The organism is Thermodesulfovibrionia bacterium (genome assembly GCA_030646035.1).
Lineage (GTDB): Bacteria > Nitrospirota > Thermodesulfovibrionia > UBA6902 > UBA6902 > JACQZG01.
Map to the genome: position 1 here is coordinate 48270 of JAUSMY010000046.1, position 21562 is coordinate 69831.

The window sequence follows — 21562 nt, forward strand, 5'->3', positions numbered from 1 at the left end:
TATGTAAGTTGTGCGATTACAAAATACTATAAAAAAAGAAATACACCTTCAGGGTAAAGGGCTTCATACCGGTAGAGATATCAGGTTAAGGCTCAGGCCTGCGCCCAGAGACACAGGTATTATATTTGTCAGGACTGACAAGGGCAATGCTGAGATAAAAGCTTGTGTGAGCTCTGTCTCAGATACAACATTTGCTACAACGCTTTCTTCACATGGTGCGAAGGTAGGCACTGTCGAGCATCTCCTCGCAGCTTTTGCAGGGCTTAATGTCGATAACGTTTATGTTGACCTTGACGGGCCCGAAGTTCCGGTTATGGATGGAAGCGCTATCGCCTTTGTATCGCTGATACTTGAGGCAGGTGTGGCGCAGCAGGCTAAGACGATAACCTGTATAAGGATATTCAAGCCCATCGCTATTATGGAAGGGCCGAGCCAGATAGCTATAACTCCATATGAAGGTACAAAGATAACTTATCGTCTCTATTATACACATCCTGCGTTCGGGGAGCAGAAGATGGGCATTGATGTCTACAGGAACAGTTTTATTGATGAGCTTGCGCCTGCAAGGACATTCGGGTTCCTGAGCGATGTTGAGAAGATGAGGGCGAGAGGCCTGGCAAGAGGCGGTTCTTTAGAGAATGCTATTGTTCTCGGACAGAACGAAATCATTAACAAAGAAATGCTGAGATTCAAAGATGAGTTTGTCAGGCATAAGATACTTGATCTTATCGGTGACATGTCTTTGTTGGGAGTTCCTATCTATGGCCATATAATTGCAAATAAATCCGGACATACCATGAATGTTAAACTCCTTAAAAAGATACTCTTGAGCCGTGATTCATGGGAGATAGTGTCTGAGTCTCCTGTAAAGCTCTCAGTTCTTGAGTCAATAGCTTAACTAATCGTAATAAGTATAAATAAAAAAGGCTGTCTCGGTTTGAGACAGCCTTTTTTATTTATACTTATTACTTGTTATTTCTTTTTCTTTGCTGCGACTTTCTTCTTAGCAACTTTCTTCTTTGCGGTTTTCTTCTTTGCTGCGACTTTCTTCTTTGCTGCAACTTTCTTCTTTACGGCCATGTTAGTTCCTCCCTTTTTTTAATTCACCCATTAAATGGGCACACAAAATAAATTAGATTTTACATTTGTGTTTTTGAAGCAGTTACTGTTTCAATGTCAATGATCATTACAACTTTGATTAATGTTGTTACAAATTTTATATAACATTATTTAATTCTTGTCAAGAGAAAAATGACGATCATCAAAATATTTTTTTTAAAAGTTATAAATCTTTTCTTTTTTTGTTTTGAAAAAAAATAAAGAAGGTCATGTTTCTCTCTCTGTTTTCTTCGTTAGCGAGTCACTGCGCTCATCTTTTTATGTGATATAATGTCTCTATGAAAGAGGCGATGTTTTACAGTAAAGAAGCAGAGCATAAGGTGCGATGTTATCTCTGCGCTCACCATTGTCTTATACAGCAAGGCAAGCGTGGCATCTGCGGAGCAAGAGAAAACAGGGGCGGCATTCTCTATAGCCTTGTATACGGTAAGCTTGTGGCAATGAATGTTGATCCTGTAGAGAAAAAACCACTCTTTCATTTTCTTCCTTCTTCAACTTCTTTCTCAATCGCAACAGCCGGCTGCAACTTCAGATGCCTGCACTGTCAGAACTTTGATATATCGCAGCATACCAAGGAACACTCAGACATCCCCGGAAGCCATGTTTCACCTCAGCAGGTTGTGGATGCCGCAGAAAAGTCAGGGTGCAGGAGCATCTCATACACATATACAGAGCCGACGATCTTTTTTGAATTTGCATATGACTGCGCAAAGCTCGCGCATGAGAGGGGCATAAAGAATATTTTTGTAAGTAACGGGTATACAGGCCCTGAGGCGGTTAAAGCGATCGCGCCTTTTCTTGATGGAATAAATATTGACCTTAAAGGTGATGACGATTTCTACAAAAAGGTCTGCGGCGCAAGGCTGAAGCCCGTGCTGGATACTATCAGGCTGATGAGGGAGTTTGGTGTCTGGGTTGAAGTTACTACACTTGTCATTCCTTCATATAATGATTCGGAAAGCACGCTGACAGCTATGGCGGAATATATAAGGGCTGTTGACCCGTCTATTCCCTGGCATGTAACGGGATATTATCCTACATATAAGCTATTAGACCAGCCGAGGACCCCTGTAGAAACACTAAGGCATGCGCGTGATATTGGTTATGCCAATGGTTTAAGATATGTATACGAGGGCAATGTTCCCGGCGAGGGCGGTGAGAACACTTATTGTCCGAACTGCAAAGACATGCTGATAAGGCGTGCAGGGTATAAGATAATGGAAAACAGAATGAAGGACACACACTGTTCAAAGTGTATGGAGCAGATAGAAGGGGTATGGAGGTAAATACGGCATATGATCAGTAAACTTGCAGATGAGATACTTGAATTGATGTGGGCATTAAGAGAGCGGGGGATCAGGAGCTGCTCAAAGGTGATTGAGGATATTGCCGACAACAGCGCGCCTGATGTTATTGGAAAGATGGAGAATGCCGGGCTTGTAACTATCTCCGGTGATAATATTCAATTCACTGAAAAAGGCGAGAGCCGTTCACGGGATCTGACCCGCCGCCACCGGCTTGCGGAGAGGCTTTTCCATGATGTGCTTGATGTAAGTATGCAGGAGACTGAGGATACAGCTTGCGAGATCGAGCACTTTCTGTCTCCGTCAGTCACTGAAAGCGTATGCTCTTTCCTCGGACATCCGCCTACCTGTCCGCATGGCAAGCCCATTCCAAGAGGTGACTGCTGTTCAAGGTATAAGACTGTAAGGCCGCTTGTTATGCAGCTCAAGGAGCTTGATGTCGGCACAAATGCCAGGATAGTCTTCATTGTCCCAAAGGAGGAGGCGAGAATAGACCGCCTAACCTCAATGGGCGTGGTGCCCGGCAGCATAATTAAGCTGAAACAGAAGAGGCCGTCATTCATTCTTAAGATAGATGAGACATCTTTGGCAATAGACCCTGTCATTGCTGAAGAGATATATGTAAAACAGGTATAACAGAAAGGAACAACAGCTTATTTCTTCCGGAGCACCGAGAGCCTTTTTTTAGCATGGTAGCCGAGCTGAGTATCAGGCGCTGCCTGTATCTGAAATCCGTATTCTCTTATCGCAAGGTCTATCTGGCCGGTGCTCTCATAAGATATGCCTAACATCCCGTGCACTTCAGGGTCTTTTGGCACTGCATTTGCGAATTCCCCGAGATGAGGTATGGCGCTGCTGTACTGTTTTAGCTGGTAGTAGCTCTTTCCTAATCCAAAGTGTGTCGGCAGATGGCCGGGATAGAGTTTCATGCTTGTGTTGAATTTATCGATCGCAGCGGAATAATTCTCCTGGTAATAATTTATCAGCCCAAGGCCGAATACAGAAGGCTGATAGTCCGGGTTAAGAGCGAGCGCCTGCCTGAAGCTGTTCTCTGCTTTCCAGTAGGATTTCTGACGGATCATTATTAAGCCGAGGAGGTTATGGAAGGGCGCCTGGCTGTCGTTCTTTTTTATCGCCTCTTTAATCTTTGCCTCTGCCCCGCTGAAGTCCTCTTTTTTATAAAGGCGTTCGGCATCATCATATATAAAATAAATCCTGTTTATCTCACGCATTCTTTTTGTTGCATCCAGAAAGCGTTTGCTGAACTCGCCGTCGCCCTTGATAGTATAAGGAGGCAGCGCGTTTATCATATCCTGTATCTCAACGAGCCGCACCTCTTTTCTCGGGTGTGTAGAGAGCATATCGGCTAATGGCGAACTCTCTTTCTCATTCACCCCTGCTCTCTGCATATAGCCGTTAACAGACCTCTCCAGCGCCTCATGCGCGCTCATTGCCTCATGCGGGTTATAACCGAGCCATGACATATATCTTACGCCGAGCCTGTCTGCCTGTATCTCCTGCTCTCTGTCATATTTAAGCAGTAAGAGGCTGCTGCCAATTGCCCCTACGCTTAGAAGCGCGTCGCTCCCGGTCTTTCCCTCAAGAGCCGCTGCTCCGATAGAAAGCCCTATCTGCTGAAGTGACATGCGTGAGAGCCTCTGCGCCGTATGCCTTGCCATAACATGGCCTATCTCATGCCCGATCACAGCTGCGAACTGCGCCTCGTTATCCATGTCGCTTAAAAGCCCCCTTGTGATAGCTACATAGCCGGGCAGGGCGAATGCGTTGGGGATCGAGGTGTTCTGAATGTAGAACTTCATCGGCAGATTGGGCCTTTCCGAGTTCTTCCAGAGTTCCGCTGCAATGCCTCCGAGATATGCCTCTAACTCTGTATCCCTGTATTCGCCCCCGAATCCCCATCTCATTGACGGAGCAGTCTCTTTGCCTATCTGTATCTCCTGACTTTCACTTACGAGCATGAGCTCGTTCTTCCCGGTCACGGGATTGACAGCGCATGAGGATACTAAAAGAAAGATGATACATAATAAAAGTTTTTTGACTCTCTTCATATTTATCATCGGCATAGGAATATTATATCTATAAAAAGGGATAAAAAAAGCCCCGGGCATCTGCCCGGGGCTTTTAGGTTAAGACTTAATTACGGAAGCGGATTCGGGTCTGTTTCCAGGAACGGACTCTCGCTTGTGTAATCCGCACCGCCTGATCCGCCTATGAGAGACGGGAAATCTCCTACAACAACTCCCGGACCCCAGTAGTTGTTCTCAGCCTTCAGCCATCCTGTCCAGGGGTTAGTGACATTATTGAACAGAGCAAAAACTTCGTTCCCATAGAGTGAGTTATTACCTAATGAGCCAAGATTTCCGTTGCCCAGGTCAAAGGTAAAGTGTGCCAGATACCAGTCATCATATTGTGCATCTACTCCGCCGATCCAAGGATTGTCACTAATATCGTATACGAGTCTAAGTCCGTCATTGTTGCTGTTTGCAACCACGTTGCCCTGGAAGAACAGGCTTGTGACGACACCATAATCTCCTCCCCCTGCCTGAAGCGCAGACCCAAGGGTAATACCGTTTCCGCCGCTGTTATTAACAACGTTGTCTATCAGACTGTCGGTAATGAATGAAGTGATAATATCGCGTCCTGAGGTGAGTGTGCTGTATATATATATCCCGTCACTGTCTCCATCTGCCATGTTGTCATTTGCCGTGTTGTTCTCAAGGGTATTGAAAATATTTGCGTCTGTGATATCGGATGTGGAGCCCTGTGTGAAGATAACTGACTCAACCTCTATGCCCTGGTCAGCGTTGCCATTCAGCACGTTTGTATAAAACTCGTTCCTTATCGTCACATCGGTTATAGAGCCGCCGTCGTTATTGTACGTGCGTATGGAGCTTAGGATATCAACCCCGTCACCAGAATCACTACCCTGGCCATTGTTGCTGATGGTGGAGTCATTGTTTGTGAAGGTGTTTGTTATTGAAGAGCTGGATACAGAAGCGTTGGTTCCCCATGTATAGATTTCATTTTCTATATACACCCCGTCCCAGTCGTTTGAGTCAATAGTGTTTCCAATGCCGGTTAAAGTGTCGGTGAATTCGTTTTTGATCTCAGACCCTGATATGTTGGAGTTGCTGCCCCAGGTGGAAATCCTGTTTGAGTCAAACATAACACCCCAATTGGAGTTTGAAGATATGTTGTTAGCTTCAAAGTAACTTGTAATATCCGAACCGCTTATAGCACTGTCTGCCCCGTTAGTATCAATATACAGGCCATATGATTCAACACCCGAATTGCCGTTGCCGGTGATGGTATTACCTGTAAAGCTTTCGGATATGCTTGCGTCAGTTATACCGCTGTTGTAGCCGGATGTCCGTATAAAGGTATTATCAGAACTGCCGATATATACACCGTATGAATTGTTGTATTGGATGAGGTTGTCAATAAATGTGTCTGACATTGTGGATTCAGATATCGTGCTGTTATAGCCGGAAGTCCTAATGATATTGGTGTCGATATTGATGCCGTAAGACTGGTTTGAGCCATCTGTGTTTCCTATCGTATTGCCGTCAAACAAGTTGTCAATATCAGAATATGAGATAGCACTGTATGAGTTAGCAGTGTAGATCTGGTTGGCGAGGTCAATGCCTTCCTCATCGTTATCAGTTATGGTGTTGTCGGTAAAGGTGTTTGTGATATCTCCGTTATAGATATCAGAGGAATAACCGGTGGTATAGATATTGAGGTCCATGTCAAAGCCTTCGTCGTCATCACTGTTTGTCGCGGTATTGTTCATAAAATCGCTAATTATTGAGGCATTTGATATCCCGCTGAGACTCCCATTTGTATAAATATTCAGGCCATCTAAATCTATGTTCTCGTCATCATTGGCATCAACATAGTTGTTTGTAAAGCTCAAGTCCATTAACGGGGTATAGATGTCGCTGTCGGATCCCAAGGTGAAGATATCCATATCATCGATCAGAATGCCTTTGTCACCGTTTCCGTTGCTCTCTTCGTCTATCCCATTGCCCACCACATTGTCTGTGAAGGTCACGTTTGTCTGAGCGCCTGTCACTGAACTGGATGAGCCGGATGTGTAGATATAAACTGCATCAAGGTCAACACCGTGTGAAGAGTTATCCTGTATGATGTTCTCGTCAGTAAAGTCAATATTGATGGCTGCTCTGTTAATAGGGCTGGCGTTTGTGGATGTCGGGGAGCCGTTTATATAATCATATCCTGTATATATCCTGACATCATTGAAATCAACGCCGTCATCTCCATTATCTGAGATGGTGTTGCCTGAGAAGTCGATGTCTATCAGGGCATCGGTAACAGAACTTCGTGAATTTCGCGTATATATCCTGGTGCCGCAGTAGCCTCCACAATCACCATTAACATCAAATAACACCCCGTCCCCATAATTGTTGGTGATGGTATTATCGGTCAGGGAGACGCCTATTGTTGAACTATTTATGAAGCTGTCAGGACTGTCAGCATATATTATCAGACTGTCAAAGCCCACTCCTTCGCCGGATGCATCATAGTCAAAGCCGTTTCCGTCCACCGTGTTTCCGTCTAATGTAGCTGTTATCTCTGCATTGGTGATATCACTGTTGTCGTACCAGGTGGATATCATGCTCTCTATGTCTATGCCCTCATCCCCGTTTCCGTTCATGACATTGTTGTCAAGGTTGTTCGTGATCGCAGAATTGTCTAAATTACTGGACAATCCATTCGTGCGTATGTCGCTTCCAAGCCAAACTCCGTTCCAGGTGTTGTTGTTTATAGTATCCGCATTGTTCAGAACGTAGTTGTCTATCCTCGCGTTATTAATAGAGCTGCTGTAGCCTTCTGTGTAGATCTCGCTTTCAAATGAAACCCCGTCACCATTGTTATTGCTGACACTGCTGTTTTCGATGCGGTTTGTGATCGCGGTGTTTGTTATCTGGGAGCTTGAAGCTGAGGTATAAATACTGGTGAAAACATCAACACCCTCGCCGGAAAAGTCGCTGCCATTATCTTCTATCGTGCTGTTTGTTATAGTGTTGGTGATGCTTACATCGTCAAGAGTACCGCTGGAAGCATTATAAAGAGTAGTTAAAAGATACAGCCCGTCGCCGTAGTTTCCTGTAATGACATTATTGTCAAACGTGTAGGTTAGGTGCGAGCCTGAGACAACGCTGAAATTGTTTTCAATATGAATACCGGATGTTGTTCCGCCATTGTTTAAGATATTGTTATGATGGATGTTGGTGTTTTGAATGTCATCGCCGTAGATGCCGGTTTCACCGTTCTGAATTGTGAGGCCCATGACTTCGTTATTGTCGGCAAGTGTTACGATATATCCGTCATCTCCTCCGTCAAGTATCGGATGTACTCCGCCGCCGAGGCCGAATACAGGGTGCAGGTAACCCTGTCCCCAGAGGACCATATCGTCCATAAGCCCGATGTTCACATATGTCTGCGTACAACCAACTTCATTATCATCACAGAAGACATACATCCATGCGCCGTCCTGAAAGCGGTCATCAAGGTTTTGCGGGTCATTGATGTCTTCCCACGGGTTGTCAAGTGTGCCGTCACCGCCGTCACCGCCGGTATTGTCCGCGTTTACATAAATGACCTCTATAGGGTCATTGTTCTCATCAAGGACCGGTCTTCCATTATAATTGGGCCTTGCGACTGTTGTGATATGCCTGTCTCTAATGACCTTGTCGGTCATCCTCTCTTTAAGGATTCTTGTGCCTGTTCCGAATGCAGTAAGATCGGATGCTCCCTTAAAGGGGTTCTCACCGCCAAGCAGGTCGCCTAATGAGAAAGGGATGTCTAGGTATCCGCCTATAAATGTTGCGCTTCTTACGTCATCTTCCTTCACCTCTATGTTGAGGTTAAGTATCTTCATCGGCCTTATCTCAGCCCTTAACTTCCAGCCATTTACCGCGTCGTTCAGGTCTGAGTCGTAGAAGTAGCCGCCGCCGAATATCCTTGTCTCGATCGTTTCAGAGATAAAAGGGACGAGAACGCCTATTTCAGCATCCATACCTTTGAGAGCTTCTTCATATCCGTCGTGCACAATAAGGTTCGTATGGCCGAATTCGTAGAAGTCAAGCCCGGAAAGCCTCTTTTTTACATTTCCGTACGGATAGTAAACGTTTGCGCGAAGGTCGATAACATCGGAAAGCGCTTCAATGCCGAGACCTACCTGGGTATACCTAAAGTCGTTCTCGCTCCTCATTGTGTCCCAGTACAGGTTAAGGCCGGCTATCACATTGTTGTTCCTTACAAATCTGCGGTAGCCGAAGCCGAGGTTCTCCTCGTTGCCGTCATTGTTGTCATATCTTACGGTAGGGTTGAAGAAGAAAAGGGCTTTTCCATTGCCCCACATAGGCATAAGCATATCTATGGTATAGTCATTTACATTTTCACCATCTCCAATCATGAATCCCGGCCTTGCCTTGCCTTGCCATGGGTTATCGGCATTTGTCAAAGGCTTGCTGAATAGGTCAGAACTGACCAAAAATACTGCTACCATTACTAACATCGCAATTAAACCTGCTGACTTGAACTTTCTCATATCTCCTCCTTAAAGGTTTTAGTATTAATAAATATCATTGAATACACGATTGAATAATAGATTTACGATTGATATTTATACAAAATATATCAAACAGGCAAATATGTCAAGTGTTTATCCTTGGCCGGTTCTGGAGTCTATATGTGGTATGTATATAATATTCGGCTGAATCTTCTGTTTAATATTCACGTTTGTAACCGTAAAACAGTTTGCCTTCATGGTCAATTTGCCGTAATGGATCTAAAATAATTTGATATGGCACTGAACTATCTGCTATACTTTTTTTTAAATAAATAGTGTTATATACTTATGATAATAATGCGAAGACTATTAATTATATTTACTGTCCTGTCTTTTCTGTTCTCTTCAGTATTGATCGGTTTTGCACAGGAGCCTGTTGCAGAAGTTCAGGTTGCTTCAGAAACTGAAGGCCAGATATTAAAAGATAAGGCCATAACACAGGATGTAGTTACTGAAGAGGTACTTACTGAGCAGGAACAGCTCCTGAACGAAAGGCCGGCCTTGCCGCCTATTCTTCCTCCTTCAAACATGACTCCCGATCAGGTCAGGTCATTCTTCACAAAGCCAGGCGAGAAGGCTGAAGAGGAAGAATTCATGATCCTGAATTTCGATGACGCTGACATCAAGGATATCCTTGCGACTGTAAGCGCGATAACCAAAGTTAACTTTATTCTCGGTACAAATGTCTCCGGCAAGATAACTATCCATTCTGCAGAGAAGATACCTGTCAGCGAGGTCTTCTCGGTCTTTGAAACTATCCTTCAGGTCAACAATTTGTCGCTTGTGAAGTCAGGCAGTTTCTTCAAGGTGCTCCCGAGCTCTGAGGCGAGGCAGAACCCGCTTGAGATATTTCAGTACAAAGATGCGAAGACAGTCCCTTACGGTGACAGGCTGATAACACAGCTTATATATCTGGAACATATCCCTATTAAGGATATGTCAGGACTGCTCAAGGATATGATTTCAAAGGTAGGGTCTATCACTCCGCACCCGAGGCTTAACATGCTCATCATAAACGACCTTGCATCAAACTTAAAGAATGTCCTTAGGATCATAGATGAGGTTGATGTCGATGCTTTCAAGGATACGAGGATGTCGTTCTACAGGCTCAAGAACTCTGATGTCGCCACCCTTTCCAAAGAACTGCTCGATATCATAAACGCGCTGAATATAGGCAGGGAAGGCCTTTCCATTATACCTATTGAAAGGCTCAACAGCCTTGTTGTCTTCTCCTCAGGCCCGGGACTTTTAAAGACGATTGAGGCATGGATACATAAGCTTGATGACGAGGTCACTACAGGCCAGAACATATTTGTTTACAATGTGCAGAACGTCGATGCAAAAAAGATAGCCGCTGTCCTGAAGACGATATATGAGAAAAGCGCTTCGATACCCACAGTAGGGGAATCCGCCCCCCCAAAAGAGATAAAAAAAGATGCAACTCCAACCACCAAATCCGGCACGGCACAATCATTGTCACAGTCGACAGTCGAATCATCCGGCAGGGTAGAGATTGATACTTTTGAGTCGACAAACTCGCTTGTCATACTCGCCTCGCCGGGAGTATACAAGGAGATCAGCGATACGATCAAGAAGCTTGATATGTATCCGAAACAGGTTCTTATTGAGGTTGTCATAGCCGAGGTCAATCTTGATGATGATAACCAGTTTGGGATTCAGTGGTCTTTATTGCGCAATATTAATATCGAAGGCATTACATCTCCGGATGCTCAAGGGCTTGTGCAGAACAGTGCAAAAATTCCTCCATTAGGAACGGCATTGCCAACATTGGGGGCTGCCGGGAACAGCGGCCTTTCGTTAATACTCTTTGATCCGGGCCGGATCACAGCGATGATACACGCGCTTGCAAGCACGACAAAGCTCAATATTCTCTCAAGCCCGAGGCTTCTGGTCAGAGACAAGGAGGAGGCGAGCATAGAGGTCGGCAGTGACATACCCATAGCCACAAGCACCACCTCGATAAGCGGGACAACTACAGCTACACAGAATATCGAGTATAAGACTGTCGGCATAAAGCTCAAGATAAAGCCGAGTATTAATGATGAAAAGACGGTCGTTCTCAATGTTGAGCAGGAGGTCTCTGATACCGGGGCTGACCAATCTATCGGACCAGAAGGTTATACATACCCTTCTTTCTCAACAAGGCTTACAAAGACATCTGTAGTTGTGCCGGATAACAAGGGCATCTTAATAGGAGGGATAATAAAGGAGAGGAATGAAAAGGGGTACCAGGGCATTCCGCTCCTGAGTGCAATACCTTATCTCGGAAGCCTCTTCCGCTATACTACCATGACAAAGAGCAAGACCGAACTTGTTATCTTCCTGACCCCTCATGTTGTGACGAACAGCACTGAAGCGGATATGGTTACCAGTGATTTTGTGAGTCAGCTTAAAAACCTTAAGAAGTCGGTTAAGAAGGAAGATATCAGTTCAGATATATTCAAACCTTACACCCGGGAATAGCCGGATAACTCCACTTCATGGCACTCAGAAATTCATTAATAAAAAAGAGTGACAGCCTGCTGGGCGAAACACTTGTCGAAAAAAATCTTATAACTCCGGAGAAGCTGAGTATAGCATTGAAGGAGCAGTCTTCCCTCGGCAAGAACCACCGCCGCATCGGCGAGATTCTCATTAGTCTCGGGTTTATTGCTGAGGATGACATGCTGCTGGCGCTTGCTTCCCAGCTTGGCCTGCAGTTTATCAAGTTCACCCAATTCCCCAAGATGCTTCCTGAAGATAATTACCCTACCGTAAAGTTCATGAAGGAGTACAATCTTGTTCCTATAGGTTCAGGCGCTGATTCAATCAGGTTCGCTATGGCTGATCCTCTTGATGAGTATGCTCTCAGTTCCATAATGAGCTTTTCCGACAAAAAGCTGGAGATAGTGCTCAGCAGCGGGAAGGATATCATGGAAGCGATAGAGCAGTACTTTGGCACAGACGTGCATATGACCAGCATTATGGAGGGGATGCGGGAGGAAGATGTAGAGACAGATGCTGTTGAGATGCATGAAGATGTCCATCACTTAAGGGATATGGCGTTTGAGGCGCCGATAGTAAAGCTTGTCAATATGGTCCTGACCCGCGCTGTTGAGAGCAGGGTGAGTGATATTCATATAGAGCCTTTTGAGAATAATGTAAAGGTCAGATACAGGATAGACGGCGCATTGAGCGAGGTGGAGCTGCTGCCGAAAAGAATACAGGCAGCGGTCATCTCAAGGATAAAGATAATGTCGAGGCTTAATATCGCCGAGGTGCGGCTTCCGCAGGACGGAAGGATAAAGCTCAGGGTATCAGGCAGGGAGATAGACCTCAGGGTATCGACCATGCCAACGGCGCATGGCGAGAGCATAGTCATGAGGATACTTGACAGCGGAGCCTCTTTGATAGACCTCAGGTATCTCGGTTTTCCTGAAAAGACGCTCCAGGACTACATGAGCATGATCACAACTCCCTACGGAATGATACTCGTCACCGGCCCTACCGGAAGCGGCAAGACGACCACTCTTTACGCGTCATTGAGCAAGATCAATTCCGAAGACAAAAAGATAATAACGATAGAGGACCCTATCGAGTACCAGACCGACGGCATAAACCAGATACAGGTCAACCCGAAGATAGGGCTCACCTTTGCCAACGGGCTCAGGCATATTGTGCGTCAGGACCCTGATGTTATCATGGTCGGTGAGATAAGGGATATAGAGACAGCTGAGATATCCATCCATTCCGCGCTGACCGGTCATCTTGTATTCAGTACACTACACACTAATGACGCATCCGGCGCTGTAACAAGGCTTCTTGACATGGGCATAGAGGGGTTTCTGGTCTCGTCATCTCTTATAGGTGTTCTTGCGCAGAGGCTTGTCAGGGTCATCTGTCCTGCATGCAAAGAGGTCTTTACCCCTCCTGTCCAGCTTATGGATAAGGTCAGGCCCAATATTGGCGATGCACCTGCCTATCATGGCGCGGGCTGCGGAGAGTGCAGGCAGACCGGATACAGAGGCAGGATAGGTATCTTTGAACTGATGAAAGTGAATGAGGCGATTAGAAGGATGATACTTGATAAGGCAAGCTCTGATGTTATAAGAGATAAGGCGATAGCAGGAGGTATGCAGACCCTTTCTCAGAACGGATGGCAGAAGGTCAGGGAAGGGATCACTACCATAGAAGAGGTCATGAGGGTGACGCAGGAGGGTAGTTAGTGGGGACTTACTCTTACGACGCGACCACAAAAGACGGCAGGGACATCACAGGCACGATCGAGGCTGATGATGAACGCACTGCTGTACAGCGCATCCAGGAGATGGGCTATTTCCCTTTAAAGGTTGATAAAGCTAAAGAAGGAACACAAGGAATTCTATCAAAACTTTTAACTCCTGTAACATCAGGTGTCGGCAGTAAGGACCTGATGAACTTCACATACCAGCTCGGTGTACTTCTTGAAGCTGGTTTCCCCCTCGAGAAGTCTCTCTCCATCCAGTCGGAACTTACAGAGAAGAAGGCATTAAAAGATATAGTTGACGAGATACTCAACCATGTCAGGAACGGGAAGTCCTTTTCAGACGCGCTTTCAAGGTTCCCCCTGGTTTTCCCTGCATTTTACGTCAATATGGTAAGGGCCGGAGAGGCCGGAGGATTTCTTGAAGATACCATATCAAAGATGACATCATACCTTGAGAGTACTCAGACGATGAAAGATGATGTGCAGTCTGCTCTTATTTATCCTGCAATACTTGTTGTGGTTGGAAGCGGGACTATCATAATCCTGCTTACATTCGTAGTGCCGATGTTCACGCAGATATTTGCCGATATGGAAGCAACGCTTCCGCTGCCTACCAAGATACTGCTTGTTGTCAGCAACTGGTTCAGGAATTACTGGTGGGCATTTCTGCTGCTCCTTTCAGCAGCTTTTGTGACAGCAAGGGCTTATCTGAAGAGCGAGCCTGGGAAGAGGTGGTGGGATTCTTTCAGGTTCAAGCTGCCCGTTATAGGCAAGCTTTTCAAGGAGATCATAGTCTCACGTTTTGCAAGGACACTTGGGACTTTGCTGGCAAGCGGCGTACCGATCTTGAACTCGCTGCAGATAGTCGGCGGAGCGCTTGGGAGCGAAAAGATGTCCAGTATAATAGCATCAGTAAGGGAGTCTGTTAGAAAAGGGAGGGGCATATCCGAGCCTCTGAGAAACAACGATATATTCCCCACGCTGGCGGTTCACATGGTTACCATAGGAGAGGATACCGGCAAGCTCGACCATATGCTCATCAAGATAGCCGAACGCTTTGATATAGAGGTCAAGATAACTACGAAGCGGCTGCTTACGCTTTTCGGCCCGATCCTGATACTTGCTATGGGAGTCATAGTTACTTTTATACTGATCTCCATACTTCTTGCAATGCTGACCATTAATGAATTGCCGTTTTAGGTTTGAGATGAATTCTATCAAGGCTTATATAAAATAAATATCGGAGGTTATTATGGAGAATATATCAAAGCAAAGATCAGAGAAGACAAAAGGGTTTACCCTTCTTGAACTGATGGTGGTTATGGTGATATTAGGCCTTTTGGGAGCTATTGTTCTGCCGAGGTTCATGGGGAAGATAGGGCAGGCCAAGAATAAGGCGGCAGCTACACAGATCAGCTATTTTGAGATAGCGCTTGATTCCTTCTACCTTGATGTAGGGCATTATCCAACTACCTCAGAGGGGCTTGCTGCTTTGATCACCTCGCCCGGAGGTGTTCCTGAATGGAACGGCCCGTATCTTAAGAAGTCAGAAGTCCCCACTGATCCGTGGAAGAACCCATATCATTATGTATCACCCGGAAGCCATGGCGACTATGATATCTATTCTTACGGCGCAGATGCTACAGAAGGCGGCGAAGGGGATAATGCCGACATAGTCAGCTGGAAGGCCAATTAGGCCTGTAATATGAGACCTGATCCCTCCCGAAGCGGCTTCACACTTGTTGAGCTTGTTATTGTAATGCTGATCATGGGTATAGCGGCGGGTGTCACCGGTATAGTGGTGGGCAAGAAGTCCGGCGGCGCTGAGATCAAGAAGGCAGCGAGAGAGATATCAGCGTCTCTGAGATTTGCAAGAAGCCGTGCGATATCAGAGAAGAGATCTTATTTTTTTATAGTAAATAATGTGACCATGACATACGGACTGTATGATGCCGGGATCGACAAAAAGGAAGACCTTGAGAACTTGCGCCTTAAAAAGGATCTGCCCAAGGATCTGCGGCGGATCACGTATAACAAAATAGTGCCGAACCTCTTTCAGATAGAATTTACTCCCCAGGGCAGTTCATCAGCAGGGGTGATAGAGATCATGAATGACAGCAGGAGATATGTTATATCGGTCAGCAGGCTCACCGGGAGGGTCAATGTTGACAATCCGAAACTGTAGAAGCAGGGGGTTCACCCTTATCGAGGTGATCGTTTCGGTAGCGATCATGTCGATATGCCTTGTAATGGTGATGCGCCTCTTTTCCGCAGGGCTGCGGGCAAGCAGGTCATCGTGTGACTATACGAGGGCTATGGTTCATGCAAAGGAAAAGATGGAAGAGCTTTCTTTTAAGCCTGAAGCAGGCAGCGGGGATTTTGATGACGGTTTCAAGTGGGAGGCGGAGCTTGTCCCTTATATGTTTTCTGAAGAGGCAAGGTATAACTTATGGCAGCTGAAGGTAAAGATATCATGGACAACAGCGGTTACAAAGGAGAGTTCAATAGAGCTTGTCAGCTTAAAGGCATTGACCAATGATGAGGCGACATAATGCAGGGAGATTAAACTGTAACGGATTTACGCTGGTTGAGATCCTGCTTGCCATGACGATAATGAGCATTGTTACTCTGGTAGTGGGCAGTGTTTTCAGGCTTGGGATGAATGCCTGGGAAAGGGGAGAATCCGAGACAGCCCAGACACAGAAGCTTAGGATATTATCCGGCCTGATCTCACAGCAGATAAAGTCAGCTTATCCTTACTGGATGATGTTTGAAGATGAGAGGGCAGTGATATTTGAAGGAGAGAGCGACTCTTTAATGTTTGTCACCGCCCTTACTGACGCATCCTCTTCAGGCTTTAAATGGGTGAGATATTTTTATAAGGACGGCGTGCTTTACTATAAGGAGGGGCCTCTTCCGGACAAGGAGTTTCATGACAAGATATCAGGTGATGAAGAGGTGTTTGACCCTGAGATAGGTAAGGTCACTTTCTCTTACTTCTCCCCTGAAGAGGAGGAGTGGCTTCAGTCATGGGAGTCATGGGAGGGCTTCCCTGAAGCTGTACGGGTTGAGATAGACCCGTTCGAGCCGTTTATAATTACGATGCCTGCCTCATTAAGGCTTAAATGATGATGGTTCCTGTAATGTGTGATAAGATTGAGAAGGCTGAAATCAATCCTCTTCTGAATGAGAAGGGCGGCGCGGCATTCATACTTGTGATATGGATAGTCGTCATGCTGCTTGTTATTGTTGCCGAGTTCTCCAACACCATGAGGACCGAGCTGAAGATCACCAGCAACTTCAAAGAGGAGGAGGAGGCTTACCAGCTGGCGCTTGCCGGCTTTGAACAGGCGAAGGTTGAGATAATGTCTGTGCCGGGTGATGCTTATGTATATTTTGACGGGGACGGGGTTCTCTCTTTCGAAAAACAGGGCGGGGATTTAAATAACGGCGCTGACGAGGGTTTCATCTTTAAGAGGGATGTCCAGCTTGGCAAAGGAAGTTTTAAATATACTATTATTGATGAGAGCGGAAAACTTAATCTTAATACAGCTTCTGTAACCCAGTTGAGGTATATAATTGAGAACACAGGTGTTGAGACAGAAATAACGGATATCGTTGTTGACTCTATCATTGATTGGCGCGACCCTAACAGCCTGCATATGATAAACGGGGCAGAGGAAGAATATTACCGGTCATTGCCTCTTCCTTACAGCTGCAAGGATGATAACTTTGATGCTGTTGAGGAGCTGCTGCTTGTGAAAGGGGTCACCCCGGAGATATATTACGGCTCAGGCGCAACAGGCGGAGAGAACGAATATCAAGGGATCAAGGACTATTTCACTGTATGGGGCTCGAACGAGATAACTCTCAGCACTTCAGTATCCGGGGTGCTTGAGGCTGTCTTTGGATTTGATACTGCGAATAATATAAAAAGTCAGCTGAATGCAGGTTTAATACCGAGTGCAGTTCCAGGGGGCAAGGTGACATCGAATTACTTTACGATCATTTCGACAGGCTTTAACAGGGACAGCACGATAAAGAGGAGCATAAAGGTGACCGCGCAGAAGACAGCTAAAGGGCTGGAGACATTATACTGGAATGATAACTATGCTGGATAAGCTTTTCGGTGTCTTTACAGGAGTAGAGTTCAGGGATGACTCGCTTACAGTATCAATACTGAAGAACGGGTTATCCGGCATGAGGCTGCTGTCTTCATCATCATTTCCTTTTAAGGATGATGATATAACGATAGCCGCCATCAGGGGATATGTTAAGAAGAACGCCGCCGGAGCAGGCAGGGTCTTTGTCACTATCCCTGACAGATGGGCGCTTATCAAGTTCGCAGATGTACCGTCTACAAAAGGCAGGGGCAGAAAGGCGCTTCCCAATATGATGAAGTATGAGATCGAGCGCCACATACCCTTTGATATGGATACTGTGCTCTATGATTTCCAGGTAGTCGAAGAGACAGATTCAACCTGTACTGTTGTTTTTGTGACCGTACAGAAGAACAGGGCTGAAAAGGTGCGTGAATTTCTCAAGAAGCTTTCCCTGGAGCCGCAAGGCATAACTGTCTCTTCATTTGCCGTGCTTAATTCTGTTGAACTTGGCGGTATTCATGCAGGCGGCTGGAAGAGCGTCATAGGTATCAAGCCTGGAGCCGGGCATCTGGCGCAGAAGGGCGAAACAAATGTCTCTCTTTATATTGATAAAGCAGGGGCCAGCCTTGCTGTTATCAGAAATGGTTACGCTTTGCGTGTCAGGTCATTCCCCTGCGGTTCAGGTGATGCTTCAGATGTTTTATCCGGCGATATCGACAGCTATCTTTCTGAGATAAAGACCGAGCTTGACCTTGAAGGATATAAAAAGCTGATCGTTTCAGGTGATGACTCTGTATTCCCCAGGCTTGCCGGTGACCTCTCCTCCAGGATTGGAGCAGTTACGGTCGCGGTTAAAGCGCTTCCGCGTTTTTCAGGCGCATCGGGTTCTAAAGATGCAAAGGATCTTGCCCCATCCGTGGGCGGCTGTTTCGGCGAGCTCGGCATAGGAAGATACAGGATAAATATACTTCCTCATAAGCTTGACTATGAGAAGAACAGGGGTGCCTCCTTTGCGGCAAAGATATTAGCATGTATTGCAATATCCCTTGTTGTTCTTATTGGGGCATCGGAGTTTTTGAAGCTGAGGGGATTGCTTAAAAGGATAGACGAAGAAATAAAGAAGAATGAGCCTATGATCATCCAATACAGGGCGCTTTCCGCCGAGCTGGAATCCTACAGGAAACAGGACGATTTTCTGGCTGCTGTTGAGGGAAGCGATTTAACTATCGAAGTGCTGGCTGAGCTTTCAAAAATATTGCCGGATGATACATGGATATCCAACCTGCAGTATGGCAAGGCCATTCACAGTGACAAGGAAAATGCCCCGGGTGAGCTTATTATCGGCGGGTATTCGGATTCAGCTTCAAAACTTATATCTTTGTTAGAGGCTTCTCCAATGTTTGAGAATGTCCAGTTTGTAGGGTCTATAAACAAGACGAAGGATAAAGAGGGATTCAAGATAAAAGCCTCTGTTATTAAACCCGTTGTGGCGGCAAATGATGAATCTGACATTGTAAAACCTGTAGTGGAGACAAATAATGAACCTGCCATTTAGAGTCAGCGCAAGGGAGAAGAGGGTTTTTATTACAGGTACGGTCTTGGCCGTTCTGATAATTATTTATTGGATCACGGGATGGTACGGGGATATCAAAACGGAGATGGCCGACCTGACCGATGCGAAGCAGATGATGCTTCAAAAGCAGATGAAGAACCTGTCTGACATGGGACTTCTTCAGGAGAAATTGGACAATATAAAGCAGAGCGCCTCAACAGGGCAGAAGTCCCTGCTGAATGGTAATAAGCCGCCGGTCGCGGCTGCCGAACTTCAGAGCATTCTGAAGGATATGCTCACTTCCCTGCAGATCGATATGAAGTCTGAACGCACACTTGCGGCTGTTGACGCCGGCTATTATCTTGGTGTTCCGGTTGAGATAGGTTTTATTTCGGATACGGAAAAGCTGAAGGGCTTTCTTTACAGGCTCAGAGTGTCTGCGCTTCTGCTTAATGTCACAGATCTGAAAGCAAGGGTGACTAATGCAAATAATCCTGAAGATACATATATTACATTGGTGATAACCGGCTTTATCAAGAAGCCTGCAGATGAAGAGGCGGTTAAAAAAGAGAAATGATATTCCGAAATTATTTTCTTATAAATCTTGTGCTGCTTATATTGATAAGCTTTCTCGGCTTAAAGGCTTTTAATGCACTCAGGGTCTCTGTTGATCTGCCTTTAGAGGCCAGGCCTGCGGAAGTTAAACAGGAAAGCGTGCCGATAGCACCTAAGATCGGATTTCCCGGGGAGCCGGTTTTTCAGGTGATATCAGACAGGAACATATTCAGCCCTACAAGGGCATTGCCGGTCAAAAAAACTGACAATGTCTTAGGGCAGGCGGTATCAAGCGAGGTTCCAAAGCTCTTCGGTACTTTGATCATAGGCAGCAGTAAGTCCGCCATGCTTAAGGACCCTGAGACAAAGAACACAAAGCGCTACTTTATCAATGATACGATAGGAGACTTTGTGATAAAAGATATACATGAGGAAGGGGTCGTCCTGTTAAGGGGTGACGAGACGATAGAAATAAAGCTGAGAGATGATAAGGGCGCAACTAAGACTACAATCCCGACTTCGACTATAAGGGAGCGTAAGATAATGCCTGACCCAAATACTAAGATAGAGACTCCGACACGTGTGGGAGATACTATGGATCGTAAGCTAATACCTAAGGTAGAGACTCCGACGCGTGCGGAGGACTCTGAGGAAGACCCCAACGTTATTAAATGATCCTATGGGGTCTCTATTCCTAACGCCTTCATCTTTCTGTGAAGGTTGCTTCTTTCAATCTCAAGTATCTCGGCGGTCTTTGAGATGTTCCAGTTGTTCTCCTGCAGTTTTTTCAGGATGAACTCTTTTTCAAATTCTTCCCTGGCGTCTTTTAATGTCCTGTCGCCTGACATGTCGATACCGGAGCTTTTTGCCGAAGGGATGTCAACAACATCGATGATCTCGGTAGGATTCATTATGACAAAACGCTCGATGGTGTTTTTGAGCTCTCTTACATTTCCCGGCCAGTCATAGCCCATGAGCGAGTTCAGCGTCGGCTTGCTAATTACCTTCTTCTTCTGCCCGTACTGCCTTGCAAGGCTGGCGAGAAAATGATCGACAAGCAGTGGTATATCCTCTTTCCTCTCCCTGAGAGGCGGCATATGTATGGGTATGACATTCAGCCTAAAATAAAGGTCTTCCCTGAAATTTGCGTTCTTGATCTCTTTAAGAAGGTCTTTGTTTGTAGCAGCGATTATCCTCACATCCACCTTGATATTTTTGCTCCCGCCTACGCTCTGGAACTCCTGGGTCTCTATTATCCTGAGCACCTTTGCCTGTGTTGTCATTGACATGTCCCCGATCTCATCGAGGAAGAGGGTGCCTCTGTTTGCAAGCTCGAACTTGCCTTTTTTCCTGTCAGAAGCTCCGGTGAAAGAGCCTTTCTCATGCCCGAAGAGTTCGCTTTCGATCAGTTCCTGCGGTATGGCTGCGCAATTAACCTCGATGAAATCCCTGTCCTTTCTGTCGCTCGCCTCATGAAGCGAACGGGCAACCAGTTCCTTGCCGGTCCCGCTCTCGCCGTATATTATGACCCTGCTTTGAGAGGCGCCGGCTGTTGCTATCTCATGTTTAATAGTTTTCATGGCAGGGCCTTCGCCGATGATCTCCCATTTTTTTGAGATAGTGTTTCTTAGCTCTATGTTCTCCCTCTCAAGCCTCTGCTTTTCAAGCGCATTTTTTATGGGGATTATCACTTTATCGAGAGACAACGGCTTTTCAAGAAAGTCGTATGCGCCCAGCTTGATCGCCTCGACCGCTTTTTCAATGTTGCTGTGGCCTGATATCATTATCACTGATACAGCGTCAGCATCTTCCTTAATGCTTCTTAAGACCTCCAGACCGTCGGTGTCAGGCAGCCAGACATCGAGCAGCACGACATCAGGCGAGGTTTCCTTGAATTGCCTTATGCCCTCTTTTCCTGAAGCGGCTGTGGCGACTTCATAGCCTTCATCTTCAAGAATTCCGGAAACGGTCTCCAGTATGCTCTCTTCGTCATCTACTACAAGTATCTTTGCTTTTGGAAAGTTCGCCATATCGTTTTTTATATAATGAGGTTTATTAATTATA

The 21562-nt window shown here is 45.9% G+C and carries 17 protein-coding genes; 14 read left to right on the top strand and 3 right to left on the bottom strand.

Annotated elements, in window-relative coordinates; all coding sequences use genetic code 11:
* Window positions 1-10 precede the first annotated feature (10 nt).
* The 3 genes from lpxC to Q7U10_07190 all read left to right on the top strand — a co-directional run bounded on the left by lpxC (window position 11) and on the right by Q7U10_07190 (window position 3059).
* Entirely contained in the window at window positions 11-898 is an 888-nt protein-coding gene (lpxC, locus tag Q7U10_07180; protein MDO8282390.1) for a UDP-3-O-acyl-N-acetylglucosamine deacetylase, read from the top strand.
* A 499-nt stretch (window positions 899-1397) separates the two neighbouring features.
* The gene (gene amrS / locus Q7U10_07185; protein ID MDO8282391.1) at window positions 1398-2405 is read left to right on the top strand and encodes an AmmeMemoRadiSam system radical SAM enzyme; all 1008 of its coding nucleotides are present in this window, start codon (window positions 1398-1400) and stop codon (window positions 2403-2405) included.
* A 9-nt stretch (window positions 2406-2414) separates the two neighbouring features.
* Complete coding sequence (locus Q7U10_07190) at window positions 2415-3059, top strand: metal-dependent transcriptional regulator (GenBank protein ID MDO8282392.1); 645 nt, start codon at window positions 2415-2417, stop codon at window positions 3057-3059.
* Window positions 3060-3076: 17 nt separating this feature from the next.
* Here Q7U10_07190 and Q7U10_07195 read toward each other — a convergent pair whose 3' ends face one another.
* On the bottom strand, window positions 3077-4492 hold the full coding sequence (locus Q7U10_07195; GenBank protein ID MDO8282393.1) for a M48 family metalloprotease: 1416 nt from the start codon (window positions 4490-4492) through the stop codon (window positions 3077-3079).
* A gap of 89 nt (window positions 4493-4581) precedes the next feature.
* Complete coding sequence (locus tag Q7U10_07200) at window positions 4582-9021, bottom strand: hypothetical protein (GenBank protein ID MDO8282394.1); 4440 nt, start codon at window positions 9019-9021, stop codon at window positions 4582-4584.
* 318 nt (window positions 9022-9339) lie between these two features.
* On the opposite strand from Q7U10_07200, the gene gspD reads away from it, so the two are divergent.
* The 11 genes from gspD to Q7U10_07255 are packed head-to-tail and all read left to right on the top strand — an operon-like array spanning window position 9340 to window position 20173.
* Window positions 9340-11526 (top strand): type II secretion system secretin GspD, encoded by a 2187-nt coding sequence (gene gspD, locus Q7U10_07205; protein ID MDO8282395.1) that lies wholly within the window; start codon window positions 9340-9342, stop codon window positions 11524-11526.
* A gap of 17 nt (window positions 11527-11543) precedes the next feature.
* Window positions 11544-13268, top strand: coding sequence for a type II secretion system ATPase GspE (gene gspE / locus Q7U10_07210; GenBank protein MDO8282396.1), 1725 nt, complete (start codon window positions 11544-11546; stop codon window positions 13266-13268).
* Window positions 13268-14488, top strand: a complete 1221-nt coding sequence (locus Q7U10_07215) for a type II secretion system F family protein (GenBank protein MDO8282397.1) — start codon at window positions 13268-13270, stop codon at window positions 14486-14488. The genes gspE and Q7U10_07215 overlap by 1 nt, the downstream gene beginning before the upstream one ends.
* A gap of 52 nt (window positions 14489-14540) precedes the next feature.
* Entirely contained in the window at window positions 14541-14984 is a 444-nt protein-coding gene (gspG, locus tag Q7U10_07220) for a type II secretion system major pseudopilin GspG (protein ID MDO8282398.1), read from the top strand.
* Between the two features lie 9 nt (window positions 14985-14993).
* A complete protein-coding gene (locus tag Q7U10_07225) occupies window positions 14994-15473 on the top strand; it encodes a GspH/FimT family pseudopilin (protein ID MDO8282399.1) in 480 nt (159 codons plus the stop codon).
* Window positions 15451-15840, top strand: coding sequence for a type II secretion system protein (locus tag Q7U10_07230; GenBank protein MDO8282400.1), 390 nt, complete (start codon window positions 15451-15453; stop codon window positions 15838-15840). The genes Q7U10_07225 and Q7U10_07230 overlap by 23 nt, the downstream gene beginning before the upstream one ends.
* Window positions 15824-16417 carry a prepilin-type N-terminal cleavage/methylation domain-containing protein gene (locus Q7U10_07235; GenBank protein ID MDO8282401.1) on the top strand — a complete coding sequence of 198 codons (594 nt, stop codon included), beginning with the start codon at window positions 15824-15826 and terminating at the stop codon, window positions 16415-16417. The genes Q7U10_07230 and Q7U10_07235 overlap by 17 nt, the downstream gene beginning before the upstream one ends.
* Window positions 16418-16431: 14 nt before the next feature.
* Window positions 16432-17409: a type II secretion system protein GspK gene (locus tag Q7U10_07240; GenBank protein MDO8282402.1), complete on the top strand. Its 978-nt coding sequence runs from the start codon at window positions 16432-16434 to the stop codon at window positions 17407-17409.
* On the top strand, window positions 17390-18946 hold the full coding sequence (locus Q7U10_07245) for a PilN domain-containing protein (GenBank protein ID MDO8282403.1): 1557 nt from the start codon (window positions 17390-17392) through the stop codon (window positions 18944-18946). The genes Q7U10_07240 and Q7U10_07245 overlap by 20 nt, the downstream gene beginning before the upstream one ends.
* Window positions 18930-19520 carry a GspMb/PilO family protein gene (locus Q7U10_07250; protein MDO8282404.1) on the top strand — a complete coding sequence of 197 codons (591 nt, stop codon included), beginning with the start codon at window positions 18930-18932 and terminating at the stop codon, window positions 19518-19520. Before Q7U10_07245 ends, Q7U10_07250 begins: the two co-directional genes overlap by 17 nt.
* Entirely contained in the window at window positions 19517-20173 is a 657-nt protein-coding gene (locus tag Q7U10_07255; GenBank protein ID MDO8282405.1) for a hypothetical protein, read from the top strand. The genes Q7U10_07250 and Q7U10_07255 overlap by 4 nt, the downstream gene beginning before the upstream one ends.
* A gap of 2 nt (window positions 20174-20175) precedes the next feature.
* Here the strand turns inward: Q7U10_07255 and Q7U10_07260 are convergent, their stop codons facing one another.
* Window positions 20176-21528 (bottom strand): sigma-54 dependent transcriptional regulator, encoded by a 1353-nt coding sequence (locus Q7U10_07260; protein MDO8282406.1) that lies wholly within the window; start codon window positions 21526-21528, stop codon window positions 20176-20178.
* Window positions 21529-21562: the final 34 nt, after the last annotated feature.